Annotated in this window: 17 protein-coding genes; 4 read left to right on the top strand and 13 right to left on the bottom strand. The window is 61.4% G+C overall.

Annotated elements, in window-relative coordinates:
- Positions 1–132: 132 nt before the first annotated feature.
- On the bottom strand, positions 133–1386 hold the full coding sequence (locus K3174_RS12025) for a threonine ammonia-lyase (RefSeq protein WP_221558698.1): 1254 nt from the start codon (positions 1384–1386) through the stop codon (positions 133–135).
- A gap of 110 nt (positions 1387–1496) precedes the next feature.
- Between K3174_RS12025 and K3174_RS12020 the strand changes: the two genes are divergently transcribed.
- Positions 1497–3146, top strand: coding sequence for an amidohydrolase (locus tag K3174_RS12020; RefSeq protein WP_221558870.1), 1650 nt, complete (start codon positions 1497–1499; stop codon positions 3144–3146).
- Here K3174_RS12020 and tatC read toward each other — a convergent pair.
- The 9 genes from tatC to K3174_RS11975 all read right to left on the bottom strand — a co-directional run bounded on the left by tatC (position 3131) and on the right by K3174_RS11975 (position 10339).
- A complete protein-coding gene (tatC, locus tag K3174_RS12015; RefSeq protein WP_221558696.1) occupies positions 3131–3931 on the bottom strand; it encodes a twin-arginine translocase subunit TatC in 801 nt (266 codons plus the stop codon). The genes K3174_RS12020 and tatC overlap by 16 nt on opposite strands.
- Position 3932: 1 nt before the next feature.
- A complete protein-coding gene (tatB, locus tag K3174_RS12010) occupies positions 3933–4367 on the bottom strand; it encodes a Sec-independent protein translocase protein TatB (RefSeq protein WP_221558694.1) in 435 nt (144 codons plus the stop codon).
- A gap of 24 nt (positions 4368–4391) precedes the next feature.
- Positions 4392–4619, bottom strand: coding sequence for a twin-arginine translocase TatA/TatE family subunit (gene tatA / locus K3174_RS12005; protein WP_221558692.1), 228 nt, complete (start codon positions 4617–4619; stop codon positions 4392–4394).
- A gap of 60 nt (positions 4620–4679) precedes the next feature.
- Entirely contained in the window at positions 4680–5297 is a 618-nt protein-coding gene (scpB, locus tag K3174_RS12000; protein WP_221558690.1) for an SMC-Scp complex subunit ScpB, read from the bottom strand.
- Positions 5297–6115 (bottom strand): segregation and condensation protein A, encoded by an 819-nt coding sequence (locus tag K3174_RS11995; RefSeq protein ID WP_425594434.1) that lies wholly within the window; start codon positions 6113–6115, stop codon positions 5297–5299. Before K3174_RS11995 ends, scpB begins: the two co-directional genes overlap by 1 nt.
- The gene (gene nagZ, locus K3174_RS11990; protein ID WP_221558681.1) at positions 6103–7125 is read right to left on the bottom strand and encodes a beta-N-acetylhexosaminidase; all 1023 of its coding nucleotides are present in this window, start codon (positions 7123–7125) and stop codon (positions 6103–6105) included. Before nagZ ends, K3174_RS11995 begins: the two co-directional genes overlap by 13 nt.
- An 80-nt stretch (positions 7126–7205) precedes the next feature.
- Complete coding sequence (locus K3174_RS11985; protein ID WP_221558679.1) at positions 7206–7898, bottom strand: SPOR domain-containing protein; 693 nt, start codon at positions 7896–7898, stop codon at positions 7206–7208.
- 2 nt (positions 7899–7900) lie between these two features.
- Positions 7901–9640, bottom strand: coding sequence for an arginine--tRNA ligase (argS, locus tag K3174_RS11980; protein ID WP_221558677.1), 1740 nt, complete (start codon positions 9638–9640; stop codon positions 7901–7903).
- A gap of 45 nt (positions 9641–9685) precedes the next feature.
- Complete coding sequence (locus tag K3174_RS11975) at positions 9686–10339, bottom strand: hypothetical protein (RefSeq protein WP_221558675.1); 654 nt, start codon at positions 10337–10339, stop codon at positions 9686–9688.
- Positions 10340–10435: 96 nt separating this feature from the next.
- On the opposite strand from K3174_RS11975, the gene ispH reads away from it, so the two are divergent.
- Genes ispH through rnhA form a run of 3 tightly spaced genes read left to right on the top strand, consistent with a single transcriptional unit; the run spans position 10436 to position 12817 of the window.
- Positions 10436–11419: a 4-hydroxy-3-methylbut-2-enyl diphosphate reductase gene (gene ispH, locus K3174_RS11970; protein WP_221558673.1), complete on the top strand. Its 984-nt coding sequence runs from the start codon at positions 10436–10438 to the stop codon at positions 11417–11419.
- Position 11420: 1 nt separating this feature from the next.
- Positions 11421–12377 carry a homoserine kinase gene (thrB, locus tag K3174_RS11965; RefSeq protein ID WP_221558671.1) on the top strand — a complete coding sequence of 319 codons (957 nt, stop codon included), beginning with the start codon at positions 11421–11423 and terminating at the stop codon, positions 12375–12377.
- Positions 12374–12817: a ribonuclease HI gene (rnhA, locus tag K3174_RS11960; RefSeq protein ID WP_221558662.1), complete on the top strand. Its 444-nt coding sequence runs from the start codon at positions 12374–12376 to the stop codon at positions 12815–12817. Before thrB ends, rnhA begins: the two co-directional genes overlap by 4 nt.
- Here rnhA and K3174_RS11955 read toward each other — a convergent pair whose 3' ends face one another.
- The 3 genes from K3174_RS11955 to K3174_RS11945 all read right to left on the bottom strand — a co-directional run bounded on the left by K3174_RS11955 (position 12818) and on the right by K3174_RS11945 (position 15048).
- On the bottom strand, positions 12818–12994 hold the full coding sequence (locus tag K3174_RS11955; RefSeq protein WP_221558654.1) for a YegP family protein: 177 nt from the start codon (positions 12992–12994) through the stop codon (positions 12818–12820).
- A gap of 63 nt (positions 12995–13057) precedes the next feature.
- The gene (locus K3174_RS11950) at positions 13058–14155 is read right to left on the bottom strand and encodes an NAD(P)/FAD-dependent oxidoreductase (RefSeq protein ID WP_221558652.1); all 1098 of its coding nucleotides are present in this window, start codon (positions 14153–14155) and stop codon (positions 13058–13060) included.
- Positions 14152–15048: an alpha/beta fold hydrolase gene (locus K3174_RS11945; RefSeq protein WP_247712126.1), complete on the bottom strand. Its 897-nt coding sequence runs from the start codon at positions 15046–15048 to the stop codon at positions 14152–14154. Before K3174_RS11945 ends, K3174_RS11950 begins: the two co-directional genes overlap by 4 nt.
- Positions 15049–15057 lie beyond the last annotated feature (9 nt).

The following is a 15057-nucleotide window of genomic DNA, read 5'->3' as shown; positions in this document are numbered from 1 at the left end:
GCTAGACGCATCAATGCCAGAGCCGATCCCTGGTTAAAACCCTCTTAACCATGAAAAGCACAGTCGGCCCGTCGAATAACTCGATCGGGATGCCCGATTGACACGAGACTCGATCGCGCGAAGTTGGCGAAATCAGGCCAGTTCGGCCAATTCCACGCTGTAGCCTTTCGCGCGCAACGATTGCACCAGCCGGTCGATCTGGTCGCCATCGCGTGCTTCACATTCGATTTCCGCCGTGAGCCCTTTGGCAGGCAGCGTGGTGAAGATGCGCTGGTGATAGATTTCGATGATGTTGACGTTGTGCTCGTTGAACTCGCGCATCACCTTGAACAGCGCGCCAGGACGATCCTGCAACACAATCTGCAAGCGCGCGAGACGGCCCGAGCGAGCAAGATCGCGCAGGAGAACATTTGCGAGGAGGCGCGTGTCGATGTTGCCGCCGCAGAGCACGAGGCCGACCGTCTTGCCTGCGAATTTCTCGGGGTTGGAGAGAATGGCAGCCAGACCCGCTGCGCCCGCACCTTCCACCACGGTCTTTTCTATCTGCAGGAGCAGTGCCACCGCGTGCTCGAGCTTCCCTTCTTTCACAAGCAATACATCGTCGACCAGCTCGCCAACAATCTGCCGAGTGAATTCACCCGGTTCCTTAACGGCGATCCCTTCGGCCAGCGTATCGCCGCCACAAGGCCGTTTGTCCCCGGTTACCGCCGAATACATCGACGGGTAGAGTTCAGCCTGCACACCGACCATCTCGATCGTGGGCTTGAGCGCCTTGGCGACCGTTGCCATACCGCTCATCAAACCGCCGCCGCCGATAGGCACAACAAAACAATCGAAATCGTCCTTGTCTTGTAGCATCTCCAGCGCGACCGTTCCCTGGCCGGCTGCAACTAGGGGATCGTCGAAAGGATGAACGAAGGTCAGGCCGCGCTCCTGCTCCAGCTCGCGCGCATGCGCATAAGCTTCGTCGAACGTTTCGCCGAACAGCGTAACGTTACCCCCAACGCTCTCGGTCTGCATGACCTTCACGCTCGGTGTGGTCTGCGGCATAACAATTGTGACCGGCACGCCAAGACGGCGACCGTGATAACTCAGTCCCTGAGAATGATTGCCGGCCGATGCCGCAATGACTCCGCGTGAACGCTGCTCATCGTTCAAATGGAGGAGTGCGTTGAGAGCACCGCGCTCCTTGTAGGCTGCAGTGAACTGGTGGTTTTCGAACTTGAGCCAGATGTCGGCCCCGGAAATCTCCGATAGTGTCTGCGAGCGCAACATCGGCGTCCGGACTACTGCTCCTGCGATACGCGCGGCGGCGGCACGTACATCTTTTACGGTCAGGAGCTCGGTCGCGTTAGCGGCAACACGGACGGGAAATGCTTTTGTCATGGCCCTGCCCCTACGGCGCGCCGCCACGCCATGCAATCTCCGAAAGGGTTTGCCTCGTCTGAGCTATGCCTTATCGCAGGCCGCTCGAAACCGGGATCGGACCGCTTGAAATGAACTTCAAATTCCTTGCCTCAACGCTTGCACTCGCACTTTCCACGCCAGCGACTGCGGACGTGCTGGTCGACAACGTCGAGGGAATTACCATCGGGGCAGATGGCGAGATACAGCGTTTCAGCGCACTGGTCATCGACGATGACGGCAAGGTCGCGCGAACACTGACGTCGAAGGACAAGAAGCCGCAGACCGATTATCGAGAGGATGGTGGGGGCGCGGTAATGATTCCAGGGCTGATCGATGCGCACGCACATGTCATGGGCATCGGCATCGGCGCGCTGACGCTGGACCTCTCGGACACGAACTCGCTGCAGGAAGCGCTGGAAAAGATCCGTCTTTTCGCAGCCGAGAACGAATCACGACCGTGGATTCTCGGACGCGGCTGGAATCAGGAGAAGTGGGGACTGGGCAGATTCCCGACAGCCGCCGAACTCGACAGCGCCGTTGGCGACCGACCCGTCTATCTCCAGCGAGTAGATGGACATGCCGGCTGGGCCAACAGCCTCGCAATGCAGGCGGCTGGAATCACCGCCGAAACGAAGAGCCCTGCCGGCGGCCGGGTTGAGCGAATGACGGGATCGCAGCAGCCATCCGGCGTGTTCGTCGATGCAGCCGAGGAGTTGATGACGCGCGCCATCCCGGCACCACGTCCGAACGAACGCGATTTGGCCTTTGCGGAAGCGCAGATCGTTCTGCATCGCTTTGGGATTACGGCAGTCGCCGACATGGGCACCACGATCGAAGATTGGCAGACCTACCGCCGCGCGGGCGACAAGGGCGCGCTGACGCTCAGGATCATGTCCTATGCCGCCGGGCCGGAACAGATGGAGCTAATCGCCGGCGCGCGCCCATCGCCCTGGCTGTATGACGACAAGCTGCGGATGAACGGGATCAAGATATATCTCGACGGTGCCTTGGGCAGCCGCGGCGCATGGCTCAAGCAGCCCTATGCCGACGACCCGGGCAATACCGGCCTGCCGCTGACCGGTCCCGCCAAGCTGCGCAATATCCTAGTTCGCGCGGCGCAGGGCAATTTCCAGCCGGCAATTCACGCCATCGGCACGGCGGCGAACGAAGATGCGGTGAACGCAGTTGCCGAAATTGCGGAAAGCTTCCCCGGCGATCGCCGTTGGCGGATCGAACATGCGCAAATCGTAGACCCGGTCGACCTTCCGAAATTCGGCCAAAACGGCATCATCGCTTCCATGCAGCCCGTCCACCAGACCAGCGACCGGCTGATGGCGGAAGCGCGTTTGGGCTCGGACCGACTGGGGGGAGCCTATGCTTGGAACTCGATACTCAAGCTGGGTGGGCGGCTGGCTTTCGGATCGGACGCTCCGGTCGAATCGCCCGACCCCTTTGCCGGGCTGGCCGCTGCAACCACACGGATGGACGCCGATGGAAAGCCTTTTGGCGGGTGGCGTCCGGAGGAACGCGTCAATCGCGAGCAGGCCTTGGCCGGTTTTACCAGCGAAGCGGCTTATGCGGGATTTGCGGAAGGCCGCTTTGGCAAGCTGCTGCCGGGCGAGCGCGCGGATTTCGTGCTTGTCGACCGCGACCCCCTGCTCGCGAGCCCGGACGAATTGCGGGCGACCAAAGTGCTGGAAACCTGGGTCGGTGGGCGCAAGGTCTACGACGCTGACTGAGCATCCTCGGAAACGTTGGCTCCCACCTCGGCCTTGCGGCGCTTGTCGGTAAGACGCATCAATACGAGCGACCCTTCGAACAGCAGCAATAGCGGAATGGCCAGCAATAGTTGCGAGCCCGGATCGGGCGGCGTGATGATCGCTGCGACTGCCACCACCAGCACGACGATATAGCGCCGCGCGCCAACCAGTTGCTCTCTGCTCACGATTCCGGCGCGATGCAGCAGCAGCAGCAAAACCGGCAACAAGAAGCTCATCCCGAAGGCGAGGATGAACTGCATGACCAATCCGAGATACTCGTTCGCCGTCGGGAGCGCTTGAATCTCGAGCCCGCCAGCGGTTCCCTCAAAGCCGAGAAACCACCTGAAGGCGGTTGGCATCACCACGTAATAAGCAAGGCCCGCGCCCATCGTGAACAGGATCGGGGTCGCCAGCAGAAATGGAAGGAAGGCCTTTTTTTCCCGCGCATACAGGCCCGGCGCGACGAAGGCCCATAACTGGTTCGCGATGATCGGAAAGCTCAGGCAGAAACCTGCGAACAGCGCGACCTTCATTTCGACGAAGAAAACCTCGTACAGCTTCGTGAAGATCAGCTGCCCCTCTCCTTCCGGGAAGGCGTTCTTGAGCGGTTGGATCAGGAACCCAAGGATGGGGTCCGCGAAATAGAAGCAGATCCCGAATGCGACGATCAGCGCCAAGACACAGCGCACCAGCCGCGAACGCAGTTCGATCAGGTGATCGAGCAACGGCGCCTGGCTCTCGTCGATATCCTTGATGACCGCCATTTCAGGCGTCCCTTTTTTCGGCGGGCGGATCCTTAGGGGGAGGCGATCGGTCCGCGTGCTCCGGCGCCCTTACCGGTGCCGCACGTCTGATCGCCGCTTCAGCCGCAGCGTCGGCGTCGGGCACCTCGTCAGCCGACGAAAGCGGTTCCATCTCGCCTGGTAGCAGGTTCTCCGGCGCGCCTCCTTCCGGGCTTGAGCCGTCGGGATATGTCGCCATGATTTTCTTGTTCCGAGCGGCCCATTTTTCTTCCATTTCCTCGATCTCGGCCTGACGGACCACTTCGTCGATCCCGGCACGGAAATGGCTGGACATCCGGCGCAGCTTGCCGATCCAGCGACCGGCTGTGCGCAAGGCCTTGGGCATGTCTTTTGGCCCGATCACAAGGATCGCCACGATGACGATCACCAGCAATTCGCTGGCGCCGATATCGAACATGACCTGCCTCCGCCTGTTCGCGGATTACTTGGTGTCGGCGGTTTGCTTGACTTGGTCGGGAGTCAGCCCGTCTTCGGCAGGTTTCGCCTCATGGGAAATCTGCTTCGCGGACTTTTCTTCCTCGTTCATGCCCTGCTTGAAGCTTTTGATACCCTTGCCGAAATCTCCCATCATCTCGGAAATACGGCCCCGGCCGAACAGGACGAGAATTACGATGGCGATTATGGCAAGCTGCCAGACACTAAGACCCATGGGACCTTCTCTCTAGATAACGCAGGGTCCAGTATAGGCGCAGACGCGCTTAAGCGCTAGTCAGTCTTCGTCGACAGCCTCGACGCTCGGCCCGGCGTCGTTCCGCTCCGCAGCGACATCGCTGTCACCGATGAGTTCCTCGTAGGCGTCCTCGACCGGGTCGAGCAGGCCAGCAGCCCGCAATTCCGCGATTCCCGGTAGGTCGCGTCGACTCGACAGGCCGAAATGGTCCAAAAATTCAGCCGTGGTGGAGTAGATCGTTGGCCGTCCCGGGACCTCCCGCCGTCCAGCTATCTTCACCCAGCCCGCTTCCATCAGCACGTCGAGAGTTCCACCGCTCGTCTGCACACCGCGGATCGATTCGATTTCCGCGCGGCTAACCGGTTCGTGATAGGCAATGATCGCCAGAACCTCGGTTGCAGCGCGGCTGAGGCGGCGAACCTGTTCCTTTTCGCGCCTGAGCAAATGGGCGAGATCCGGAGCCGTTTCGAAATGCCAGCGCTTGCCCCTCTCGACGAGATGGATGCCGCGCTTTTCATAATGCTTGGCCACGTTCTGCAGCGCTTCACGGACATCGCCAACCGCGGCATTGCCAAGGAAACCGGCCAGGGCCTCGGCCGTCATCGGTTCCTCCGCAGCGAACAGCGCGGCCTCGACGGCGCGGGCTAGTTCATCCATCAGGCCGGCATCCGTCGCAAATGAAGCGGACCGAAGGTGTCTTCCTGCTGCAATTCCGCCTTGCCGAGGCGCGCCAATTCGAGCGCAGCGACAAAACTCGAGGCCAAGGCAGAACGCCGCAAACGAGGTTCGGCATGGGGCGGAAGGAAGTCACGCAATTCCATCCAGTCGAGCGTAACGCCGAGCATATTCGACACACGGTCAAGTGCCGATTCGAGCGTCATCACGGGGCGTTCGCGAACCATGTGAATCGCGGGCGCGGTTCGCGCCTTGACCCTGCCATAGGCCTCGATCAGGGCGAATTGGTCGCACTGCCAAAGGTTCTTGCGCGCAATTTCAAGGCCCTCCGGGCTCCCTCGCAGGAACACGTCGCGCCCAATCCTGTCCCCGCCCATGAGCCGGGCCGCCGCATCGCGCATGGCGCCGAGACGTTGCAGGCGCAGTTGCAGCTTGAGCGCCAATTCCTCGGGACTCGGATCCTCCTGCTCTTCCTTCGGTAAGAGCATCGCCGATTTCAGGTAGGCGAGCCATGCCGCCATTACGAGGTAATCGGCGGCCAGTTCCAGCTTCAGCGCCTCGACCCGGTCGATATAACCGAGATATTGGTCAACCAGCGACAGGATCGAGATCGAGCGCAGATCCACCTTCTGTCGGCGCGCCAGATCGAGAAGGAGATCCAGTGGCCCTTCCCATCCGTCGAGTTCCAGATAAAGCGCGTTCTCATCTACCGGAACTTCGGCAGCGATCCCGTCCCAGTCCTCCCGTTCCCCGACTTCAGGGTCATTGAAGAGGATGCCGTCGCTGATCATGCGGCCCATTCACGGGTTATCGCCAGCAAGGCGTCGCGTTTGGCCAGTAATTCTGCCGATTCCGGCCCGTCCTGCGGTTCGCCCATCGCCGTGTGGACTCGCTCGAGGCGCACTGCAGTTTGCGTCCCCATCGTGCCACCGCGCTCTGCTATGGCGACCTGATCGTCCATCTTGGCCCAGCAGTTGAGTACGATGTCGCAGCCGGCGGAAAGCGCGCGAATCGAGCGCTCGATAATCGTCCCATCGAGCGCTTCCATGTCGATATCGTCGGACAGGAGCAGGCCCTCGAAACCGATCTTGCCGCGAACCACGTCGCGGATCACTTTTTCGGAAAGCGTGGCGGGCGTTGTCGCATCCCAAGCTTCGAAGACGATATGAGCGCTCATGCCCAGCGGATGAGCCGCAAGCGTCCGGAAAGGCTCAATATCGACTTCGAGCTCTTCGTCGCTCGCCATGACAACCGGCAATTCCTTGTGTGTATCGGAGGTCGCACGGCCATGGCCTGGCATGTGCTTCAGACAACCCACGATGCCCGCGCGTGCCATACCGTCGAGTACCGCACGGCCGAGCGCGGCCACCTGCATCGGTTCGCTGCCAAGTGCGCGATCGCCGATCACGTCGTCGGTTTCAGGACGGCGCACATCGAAGGGGGCATGATAATCGACCGAAATACCCATTTCGGCCAGCTCCCGGCCCATCGCCTCGGCATTGACCCGTGCGGCCTCGATCGCGGAAGCCGGGGCAATTTCCCACAGCTTTGCAAAGAGTTCACCGGCTGGATAGCGCTGCCAGACGGGCGGCTTCATCCGCGCGACACGGCCACCTTCCTGATCGATCGAGACAATCAGCCGCTCGCGACCGTGTATCGCACGCAGATCATCGGTCAGTTTGCGCAGTTGGTCCTTGCTCTCGCAATTGCGTGCAAAAAGAATGTAGCCAGCCGGATCTGCCTCCTTGAAGAAGGCGCGCTCGTCAGCCGTCAGTTCAAGGCCGGATACACCGAATATGGCAGGCGTCATGTCAAGAAATTGGGTCTTTCGCTCGAATCCCGCAAGCTTGCGACCCGTGGGAGATGTGGAAATCAAGCACGACCGCCAGCCTATTTGACGAAACAGGCCAGGCCATCACCCTTGAGCGCCGCGCAAAGTCGGTTGGCCGCTGCACGATCGCCAGCCATCGCCTGCAACCTGAAAACGCGCCCGATATCGACCTGAGCCTCGACTACGCGGTGGCGGACGCCATTCAGGACCTCGGTCTGGCGCGTAATATTCGACCAGGCCATCTCCGCATCTTCGCGGCTTGGGTAAGCACCGACCTGAACCGCTGTACCCGAAGTTTGTGCGGTACGCGGTGCTTCATCGACCGTGGATGCAATCGACGGACCGGCCGATGCGCCCACTTCGTTCTGGGGCGCAACGCTCGGCTCCGCCAGCTTGCCTTCACGCGTTTGCCCTTCCCCCACGGCGAAACTCGTATCGCCGGTGCCAGCGAAGGTCTTGCCGCCCGGATTTTCCGGCTTGGTCTTGTATGGTTCGTCAGGAGCAGCAATCAGGCTGCCATCAGGCTCAGGCTCGTCGGAAGCCTGGCTGGTCAAGAACCATACGCCGCCGCCGACCACCCCAAGCAGGGCTGCTACCAGCAAGCCCACAAGGACCAGGCGCGACGTGTCGAACCGGGCGGCTTCTTCGTCATCCACGCCGGCTTCGAGCCAAGGCAGGCTTTCATCGTCCGCCAGGTCGAGCTGACCCTCGCCTTCCCATTCCTCGTCCGTTCCGTAGGGCGGTGACGCCATACTCACATCTCCTCGACCGCTTCGACCCCCAGTATCGCGAGGCCGTTGCGGATCACCTGCCCGACCTGTGCCGCGAGAAACAGCCGCGCGGTAGTCAGATCGGGATCGCCCTCCTGGATGATCCGCTTCGAGGGATCGTCATTACCCGCATTCCAGAAACTGTGGAAGGCGGCGGCTAAATCACCAAGGAAGAAGGCGATGCGGTGCGGCTCGCGCGCATTGGCTGCCGCCTCGACCACGCGCGGAAATTGCGCCGCCTCGCGAACCAGAGCGAGTTCGTCCGCACCCAACCGGTCGAGATATGCGTCTTCGGGCTTTACGCCGGCCTTGCGCAGTGTCGAGCAGATGCGCGCATGGGCGTATTGGAGGTAGAAAACCGGATTGTCCTTCGATGCTTCGACGACTTTGGCAAAGTCGAATTCCATCTGCGCATCGGGTTTGCGGGTGAGCATGGTAAAGCGCACCACGTCCTTGCCGACCTCGTTCACGACGTCGGCAAGCGTGACGAAAGTGCCCGAGCGCTTTGACATCTTCACCGGCTCGCCATCGCGCAGCAGTTTGACCATCTGCACCAGCTTGACGTCGAACGGCACGTCGCGCCCGGCACCTTTGGTCAGCGCGGCCACGGCGGCTTTGATGCGTTTGACCGTACCGGCGTGATCCGCGCCCCAGATATCGATCATCGCGTCGGCTTTTTCCGCCTTCTGGAAGTGATAGGCGAGATCGGCCCCGAAATAGGTCCATGCTCCATTCGACTTCTTGATCGGCCGGTCCTGATCGTCGCCGAATTCGGTCGAGCGGAAGAGCGGCAGCTCCACCGGCTCCCAATCCTCGGGCGGCGCCTTGCCCTTTGGCGCTTCGAGGACGCCGTCATAGACGAAGCCGTGTTCACGCAACCATGCTTCTGCAGCCTCAGGTTTTTTCGCCGCCTGCAATTCAGCTTCGGAAGAAAACAGATCGTGGTGGATACCAAGCAGGGCGAGATCGGCCCGGATCATCTCCATCATCGCGGCAACGGCCCGCTGGCGGAACAGCGCTAGCCAGTCGCTTTCGGGCGCAGCCTTGTAAACAGGCCCGAATTCTTGCGCGAGCCGTTCGCCAACCGGCTTGAGGTAATCGCCCGGATAGAGACCTTCGGGCACTTCTCCGATCTCATTTCCCAGCGCCTCGCGGTAGCGCAGGTGCACGGACCGTGCGAGAACGTCGACCTGTCCGCCCGCATCGTTCACATAGTATTCGCGCGTGACGCGATATCCCGCCCATTCGAGCAGGCTCGACAGCGCGTCGCCCACCACAGCTCCGCGACAGTGCCCCATATGCATCGGCCCGGTCGGATTGGCCGAGACATACTCGACATTGACCGTCCTGCCCTGGCCGATCTCCGAACGACCATACTTGTCACGCAGTGCTGCGATCGCTTGCAGCTCGCGCCGCCAGACATCGCTTTCCAGACCGAGGTTGATGAATCCCGGACCGGCGATTTCGGCTTTGGCGATGGCGGGATCGCTCTCGAGGTGCTGCACGATCTTCTCTGCCAGAGCACGTGGACTGGTCTTCGCCTGTTTGGCGAGGACCATCGCGGCGTTGGTAGCCAGATCGCCATGCGTGGCATCGCGCGGCGGTTCGACGGTTACGTTGGCGCGCGAAACGCCGGCCGGCAACACGCCTTCCATTTCGAGAGCGCTCAATACCGCATCGATGCGGGCCGCGAAGGCCGCGTGGAGTGTCTGCATGTCAGCCATTGCGCGCGCCTAGACTATCGGCACGAAATGGCAAGATACCATGCCCTAGCGCGTCGCGTTGTAGCGCAGCTGTTCCTCGGTCAACTGGAAGCCGACCAGCAGTTCGAAAGTTGCCCGCTGGACAGCCGCGCGCACTGCGGGATCGGCCAGCGGGTCGAGCGCGGCATCCGGATCGCCGGCCTCGCGCTTGCGGGTGATCTGCTGACGTATATCATCGGAAAGCGTGGCCTCGGCCCGGTTGACATAGGCACCTGCCACACCGCGCGCCTGAGCCCGCTCCTGCCCATCGGCGAACTGCAGGTTGACGCTGCCAAGCCGTTTGGTCACCACCGACGATCCGCCACGTAGGACGGTCGAGAAATAGGGCAGCGTGACCGTTCGACTACCCCGTGTATCGGTACGACGTGCCACGACATCGAAAGTCGCTTCCGAATACACCCGATCGGTCGCACCCTCGTTGCATGTCGATCGCAGATTCGTGATCGCTGCGGTTACATCGAGATCGGAAAACGTCGTAGAACCCGGTGTGCGAAAAGTCGTGATATCGCCGGTATAGTCGGGAATTCCCACGGCAGGACAGGTGCTGCGAACCGCAGAAATGCCGACGCCCTGATCGATGATCAGATCGCCTTCCCTTGCGCAGCCGGCCAAGGCAAGGCCAAGGGCAAGCGCGGGCAGAAGGCGGGTACGGATGGTCATGCGGCTATTTTCCCTATTGCGGTCATTCGAATTCGTCGCCCGGCGGGCTGCGGCTTGCCCTAGCTTGGACCGCGCGAAAGCGCTAGAGGGCGGTACATGAACGCTCCCTTTCAATCCACGCCTGCTCCTCCGGGAAGCGATCCGCGCCTTCCCCTGAAGCTCGTTATCGCCGCACCCCGCGGTTTCTGCGCAGGTGTCGACAGGGCGATCGAGATTGTCGAGCGGGCCCTGCAGAAGTTCGGCGCGCCGGTCTATGTGCGGCATGAAATCGTGCACAATCGGTACGTTGTGGATAGCCTCAAAGCCAAAGGCGCGATCTTCGTCGAAGAACTGGATGAAGTGCCCGACGATGCGCCAGTGGTGTTCAGTGCGCATGGCGTCCCCAAGACCGTTCCTGCCGAAGCGGAACGGCGCAACATGCTCTATGTCGATGCCACCTGCCCGCTGGTCAGCAAGGTTCATCGCCAGGCCGAACGTCAGATAGAAAAGGGCCAGCACATCCTGTTTATCGGACATGCGGGCCATCCGGAAGTCGTTGGCACGATGGGCCAGGTACCCGCAGGCCAGATCACTCTGGTCGAGACGGTCGAAGATGTTGCCAATCTCAGGTTCACGGCCGAAGACGATCTCTCCTATCTGTCCCAGACGACCCTGTCGGTGGACGATACTCACGACATCATTTTCGCGCTCAAGGAACGGTTTCCGCAGATCGTCGCTCCGAAGGCGGAAGACATCTGCTACGCGACCAGCAATCGGCAGGCTGCGGTCAAGCAAATCGCGCCAAGCTGCGATCTCGTGCTGGTGATCGGCGCGCCCAATTCTTCCAACTCTCTCCGCCTGGTGGAAGTCGCCGAACGCATGGGCACCGATGCCCGGCTCATCCAGCGCGCAGAGGAAATCGATCCTAGCTGGCTGGAAGGCATCGGTACGGTCGGCCTCACGGCCGGCGCGTCCGCACCCGAAAAACTGGTACGCGAGGTGGTCGATCGGCTGTCGGATTGGCGGGTTGTCGAAGAAGACATCGTGACGACCGCTGAAGAGAACATGATCTTCAAATTGCCGCGGCAACTTACCGAATAGAGTGGCGGTCTACACCCATCTCGGGGCGGAAGACCTCGCGCGACTGATCGCGGAATACGATGTCGGCGAACTGGTTTCCGCAAAGGGGATCGCCGAAGGTGTCTCGAACTCGAACTGGCTTATCGAGACGACCCGTGCGCGCTATATCCTGACGATGTACGAACGGCGGATCGATCCCGCCGATCTGCCGTTCTTTCTCGGCTTGCTGGATCATTTGTCGGACGCAAACTGCCCGGTGCCCCGCACCATTCACGATCGCAGCGGCGCCGCTTGGCGGAAGATCGACGATAAAGCCGTGGCGCTGATCGAATTTCTTCCGGGCGTGTCGCCCACCACGCCCAATCCGGCGCAGCTTCGGGCCGTCGGTGTCGCGCTGGCCCAGACGCATCTCGCCGCGCAAGGCTTTCCAATGACCCGGGCAAACGATCTCGGACCGCCACAGACGCTCGCCATGCTTGTCCAATGCGGTCGCGACGCGCTAGCATTGATCGATCCCGAATTGCCGGCCGTTCTCGCGCTTGGCGACGGTATCGTTGCAAGCTGGCCAAGCGACCTACCGGCGTCGATCATCCATTCGGACCTGTTTCCGGACAATGTGCTGATGCTGGGCGACCGCGTGACCGGCATGATAGACTTCTATTTCGCCTGTAGCGGAGCAATGGCCTACGACTTGGCGGTAACGCATGCCGCGTGGTGCTTCGACCAATCCGGCAGACGGAATTACGCCGAATTGGGAAAGGCACTGATCGAAGGCTATGAAAGCCTGCGTCCGTTGAGCGAAAGCGAGCGCACAGCGTTGCCGTCGCTGGCTCAGGGAGCCTGCCTGCGTTTCATTGCGAGCCGCGCACAAGACTGGCTCGACACGCCGGCGGATGCGCTGGTGCGACGCAAGGATCCCATGGATTTCATGCGACGACTGGAATTCTATCGCGCAAACGGCCAGAGCGCCTTCACATGAAGAAAGTCGAACTGTTTACCGACGGTGCCTGCAAGGGCAATCCCGGTCCCGGCGGTTGGGGTGCACTGCTGCGCATGGGGCGCCACGAGAAGGAACTTTCGGGCGGCGAACCGGATACGACCAATAATCGTATGGAAATGACCGCCGCGATAAAAGGTCTGAGCGCGCTGATCGAGCCCTGCGAAGTCAATCTTTACACCGATAGCAAGTACCTGATCGACGGTATTACCAAGTGGGTCCATGGGTGGAAAAAGCGTGGCTGGATCAATGCCAGCAAGAAACCCGTGCGCAACGCAGAGCTATGGCACGAACTTATCGAACTGACCGCTCGCCACAATGTCGAATGGCACTGGGTCAAGGGGCACTCGGGTCACCCGGAAAACGACCGCGTCGATCGCCTCGCCAGCGACGAGGCCGAGAGGATCGCCGCGGAAGGCTGATCAGCTCTCGTCGACGGTCTCGGCGGCCGGGCCGTTTTTCTTGACCGACTCGATGGCATTCTTGGCGCTGGCCTTGGAACTGTAGCCCTCGGTCCAGAAGATCGCTTCCGAGTTGTACATGAAATACGCCACATACTCGCCGGCCTTGTTCTTCTTGATCTTGAAATGATGCGCCATGTTTGCGGTCTCCTGCCTGCGGTTAGGATTCGCCGAACAACCTAACAAATGTTGCAGCTATGGCTACCCGAACCGAGCGGGTGAATAGAGATCGGCGTCGAGATTAGCCGTCATGTCGTCCCGACTTTCGCCGAGCAAGAGCTGCCGTCCCAGACGCGCAGCCGCAGGTGAGGTCTGGATGCCGAAGCCGCCCTGCCCTGCGAACCAGGCAAACCCTTCGACTTGCGGGTCCAAGCCGAAGACCGGCCGTCTGTCCGCCGTAAAACTGCGCAGGCCTGCCCATTTGTGTTCGACCGCCTGTATGCGCCAATCGACCACCGCCTCGAGCCGCGCAATCGCCTGGGCAAGAACCAGTTCTTCGGGCACCACATCGCAAGGCTCGCTCGGATCTTCGTCCTGCGGACTCAACCACAGGCGGCCCGATTCAGGTTTGAAGTAGAACTTGCCACCCAAATCGAGCACAAGCGGTAGATCCTCCGGCACCGGTGGATCCACGCGAAGCTGCGCGACAGTCCGCCGATAGGGAGTGATTCCCACTGGCCCAGCCCCCGCCATTCTGGCCAGCCCGTCCGCCCATGCTCCGGCCGCGTTTACGGTCACCGCCGCACTATGTTCATCGCCGTGCTCGGTCACGATCGTCCAGCGTTCGGCAGTGCGCTCCAAACCGATTACGCGCGCCCGACATGCGAGCGTCGCGCCGTTCCGGCGCGCCTGCGCCAGAAAGTGCGCGTGAAGCGCCGCAACATCGATATCGGCGCATAGGGGCGCCCAGACCGCATCCGACCATCCGTAGCGAATTCCAGGAACGCGTTTGCGCAGTTCAGCCCGTTCAAGATGTTGAAGCGTCGCACCGGTCAAAGTGAAGCGCCTCACAAAGTCGATAGCCAGTTCCCTGTCGTCGGCGCGGCCGATATAGAGAGCACCGCGCTTTTGCAGAAAGCTACCATCACTCAGGTACGGTCCGGATGCCTGCGTCAGTGGCGCAATTTCGGGGCCGCCGTAGCACTCATCCCAGAAAGCTGCGGAGCGGCCGGTTGCATGGTAGCCAGGGCGGTCCTCCGCTTCGAGCAGCAGTACCCTGGCACCACCAAGGGAAAGTTCGGCAGCGAGACTGGCGCCAGCGATACCGGCACCGACCAATGCAAAATCGTAGGTCGTCACGCGACCTCCGGCGGAGCCACTCGGTTGAGGAATTCTGCAACGCCAGCCATGGCGCGATCACGGACAGGATCTACCTCGCGCAGGATTTCGTGACGCGCCTCGTTGCCGAACGCAACCAGTTCACCCTTGGGTAAACGCTGCGCCGCGCGAGCTGCGGACGGATGACTTACCAGCTTGTCGGCGGCCGTGCTGAGCACCAGAACGGGCACTTCCACGTCTTCCATCGCGCCCGCTTCTTCCAACCGACGGACGGAGGCATAAGCCCTTTCGACCCAGCCCCAGCTTCCCGGCCCCATGACCAGTTCGGGCCGCTTCTCGCGCCACCACAGCTCGTCTGCATAACGTTCGGCATCATGAGTCAAAAGGTCACGCCGATTGGCCGGCATCTCGCCCGGCTTTTCGCTCCATTTCCAAGCGGGCCGCGTCGGCTTGCCAACTTTGGTCATAATGCGTGCGACACCGTGAAGCACGGCCAGCGGCAACGGCGGTCCGGACATGCCCAGCATCGGCGCGGTGAGCACCACCGCATCGGGATCGATGCGATGATCGACAAGCGCTCTCAAAACCAGGTGACCGCCCATCGAATGGCCAGCCAGGACATGTGGTCCGCGCGTTTCCGACTTCCATGAGCGCCAGACATATGCGAGATCATCGACCCAATCGGAAAAGTCCGCGATATGGCCAGTAACGGCATCCTCGCCCAACCTGCCCGACCCGGCCTGTCCTCGCCAGTCGACCGCCGTTACCCGCCAGCCATCGCGGTGCCATTGGTCGAGCGTCTCTAGATACTTTTCGTAGAAATCGCCGCGCCCGGGAAGGAACAGTATCGAACCGCGCAATCCATCATTGGCACCCGGCCAATCGATCCGACGGATGTCATGGCCGTCGGCCAACGCAAATGT

The organism is Qipengyuania qiaonensis (assembly GCF_019711515.1).
Classification (GTDB): domain Bacteria; phylum Pseudomonadota; class Alphaproteobacteria; order Sphingomonadales; family Sphingomonadaceae; genus Qipengyuania; species Qipengyuania qiaonensis.
This window is presented reverse-complemented; position numbering and strand designations above follow the sequence as displayed.

What these genes read in the sequence shown, in the direction of transcription:
- K3174_RS12025 (WP_221558698.1), bottom strand. Translation starts at nt 1,386, where the DNA reads ATGACAAAAGCATTTCCCGTCCGTGTTGCCGCTAACGCGACCGAGCTC.
- K3174_RS12020 (WP_221558870.1), top strand. Translation starts at nt 1,497, where the DNA reads ATGAACTTCAAATTCCTTGCCTCAACGCTTGCACTCGCACTTTCCACG.
- tatC (WP_221558696.1), bottom strand. Translation starts at nt 3,931, where the DNA reads ATGGCGGTCATCAAGGATATCGACGAGAGCCAGGCGCCGTTGCTCGAT.
- tatB (WP_221558694.1), bottom strand. Translation starts at nt 4,367, where the DNA reads ATGTTCGATATCGGCGCCAGCGAATTGCTGGTGATCGTCATCGTGGCG.
- tatA (WP_221558692.1), bottom strand. Translation starts at nt 4,619, where the DNA reads ATGGGTCTTAGTGTCTGGCAGCTTGCCATAATCGCCATCGTAATTCTC.
- scpB (WP_221558690.1), bottom strand. Translation starts at nt 5,297, where the DNA reads ATGGATGAACTAGCCCGCGCCGTCGAGGCCGCGCTGTTCGCTGCGGAG.
- K3174_RS11995 (WP_425594434.1), bottom strand. Translation starts at nt 6,115, where the DNA reads ATGGGCCGCATGATCAGCGACGGCATCCTCTTCAATGACCCTGAAGTC.
- nagZ (WP_221558681.1), bottom strand. Translation starts at nt 7,125, where the DNA reads ATGACGCCTGCCATATTCGGTGTATCCGGCCTTGAACTGACGGCTGAC.
- K3174_RS11985 (WP_221558679.1), bottom strand. Translation starts at nt 7,898, where the DNA reads ATGGCGTCACCGCCCTACGGAACGGACGAGGAATGGGAAGGCGAGGGT.
- argS (WP_221558677.1), bottom strand. Translation starts at nt 9,640, where the DNA reads ATGGCTGACATGCAGACACTCCACGCGGCCTTCGCGGCCCGCATCGAT.
- K3174_RS11975 (WP_221558675.1), bottom strand. Translation starts at nt 10,339, where the DNA reads ATGACCATCCGTACCCGCCTTCTGCCCGCGCTTGCCCTTGGCCTTGCC.
- ispH (WP_221558673.1), top strand. Translation starts at nt 10,436, where the DNA reads ATGAACGCTCCCTTTCAATCCACGCCTGCTCCTCCGGGAAGCGATCCG.
- rnhA (WP_221558662.1), top strand. Translation starts at nt 12,374, where the DNA reads ATGAAGAAAGTCGAACTGTTTACCGACGGTGCCTGCAAGGGCAATCCC.
- K3174_RS11955 (WP_221558654.1), bottom strand. Translation starts at nt 12,994, where the DNA reads ATGGCGCATCATTTCAAGATCAAGAAGAACAAGGCCGGCGAGTATGTG.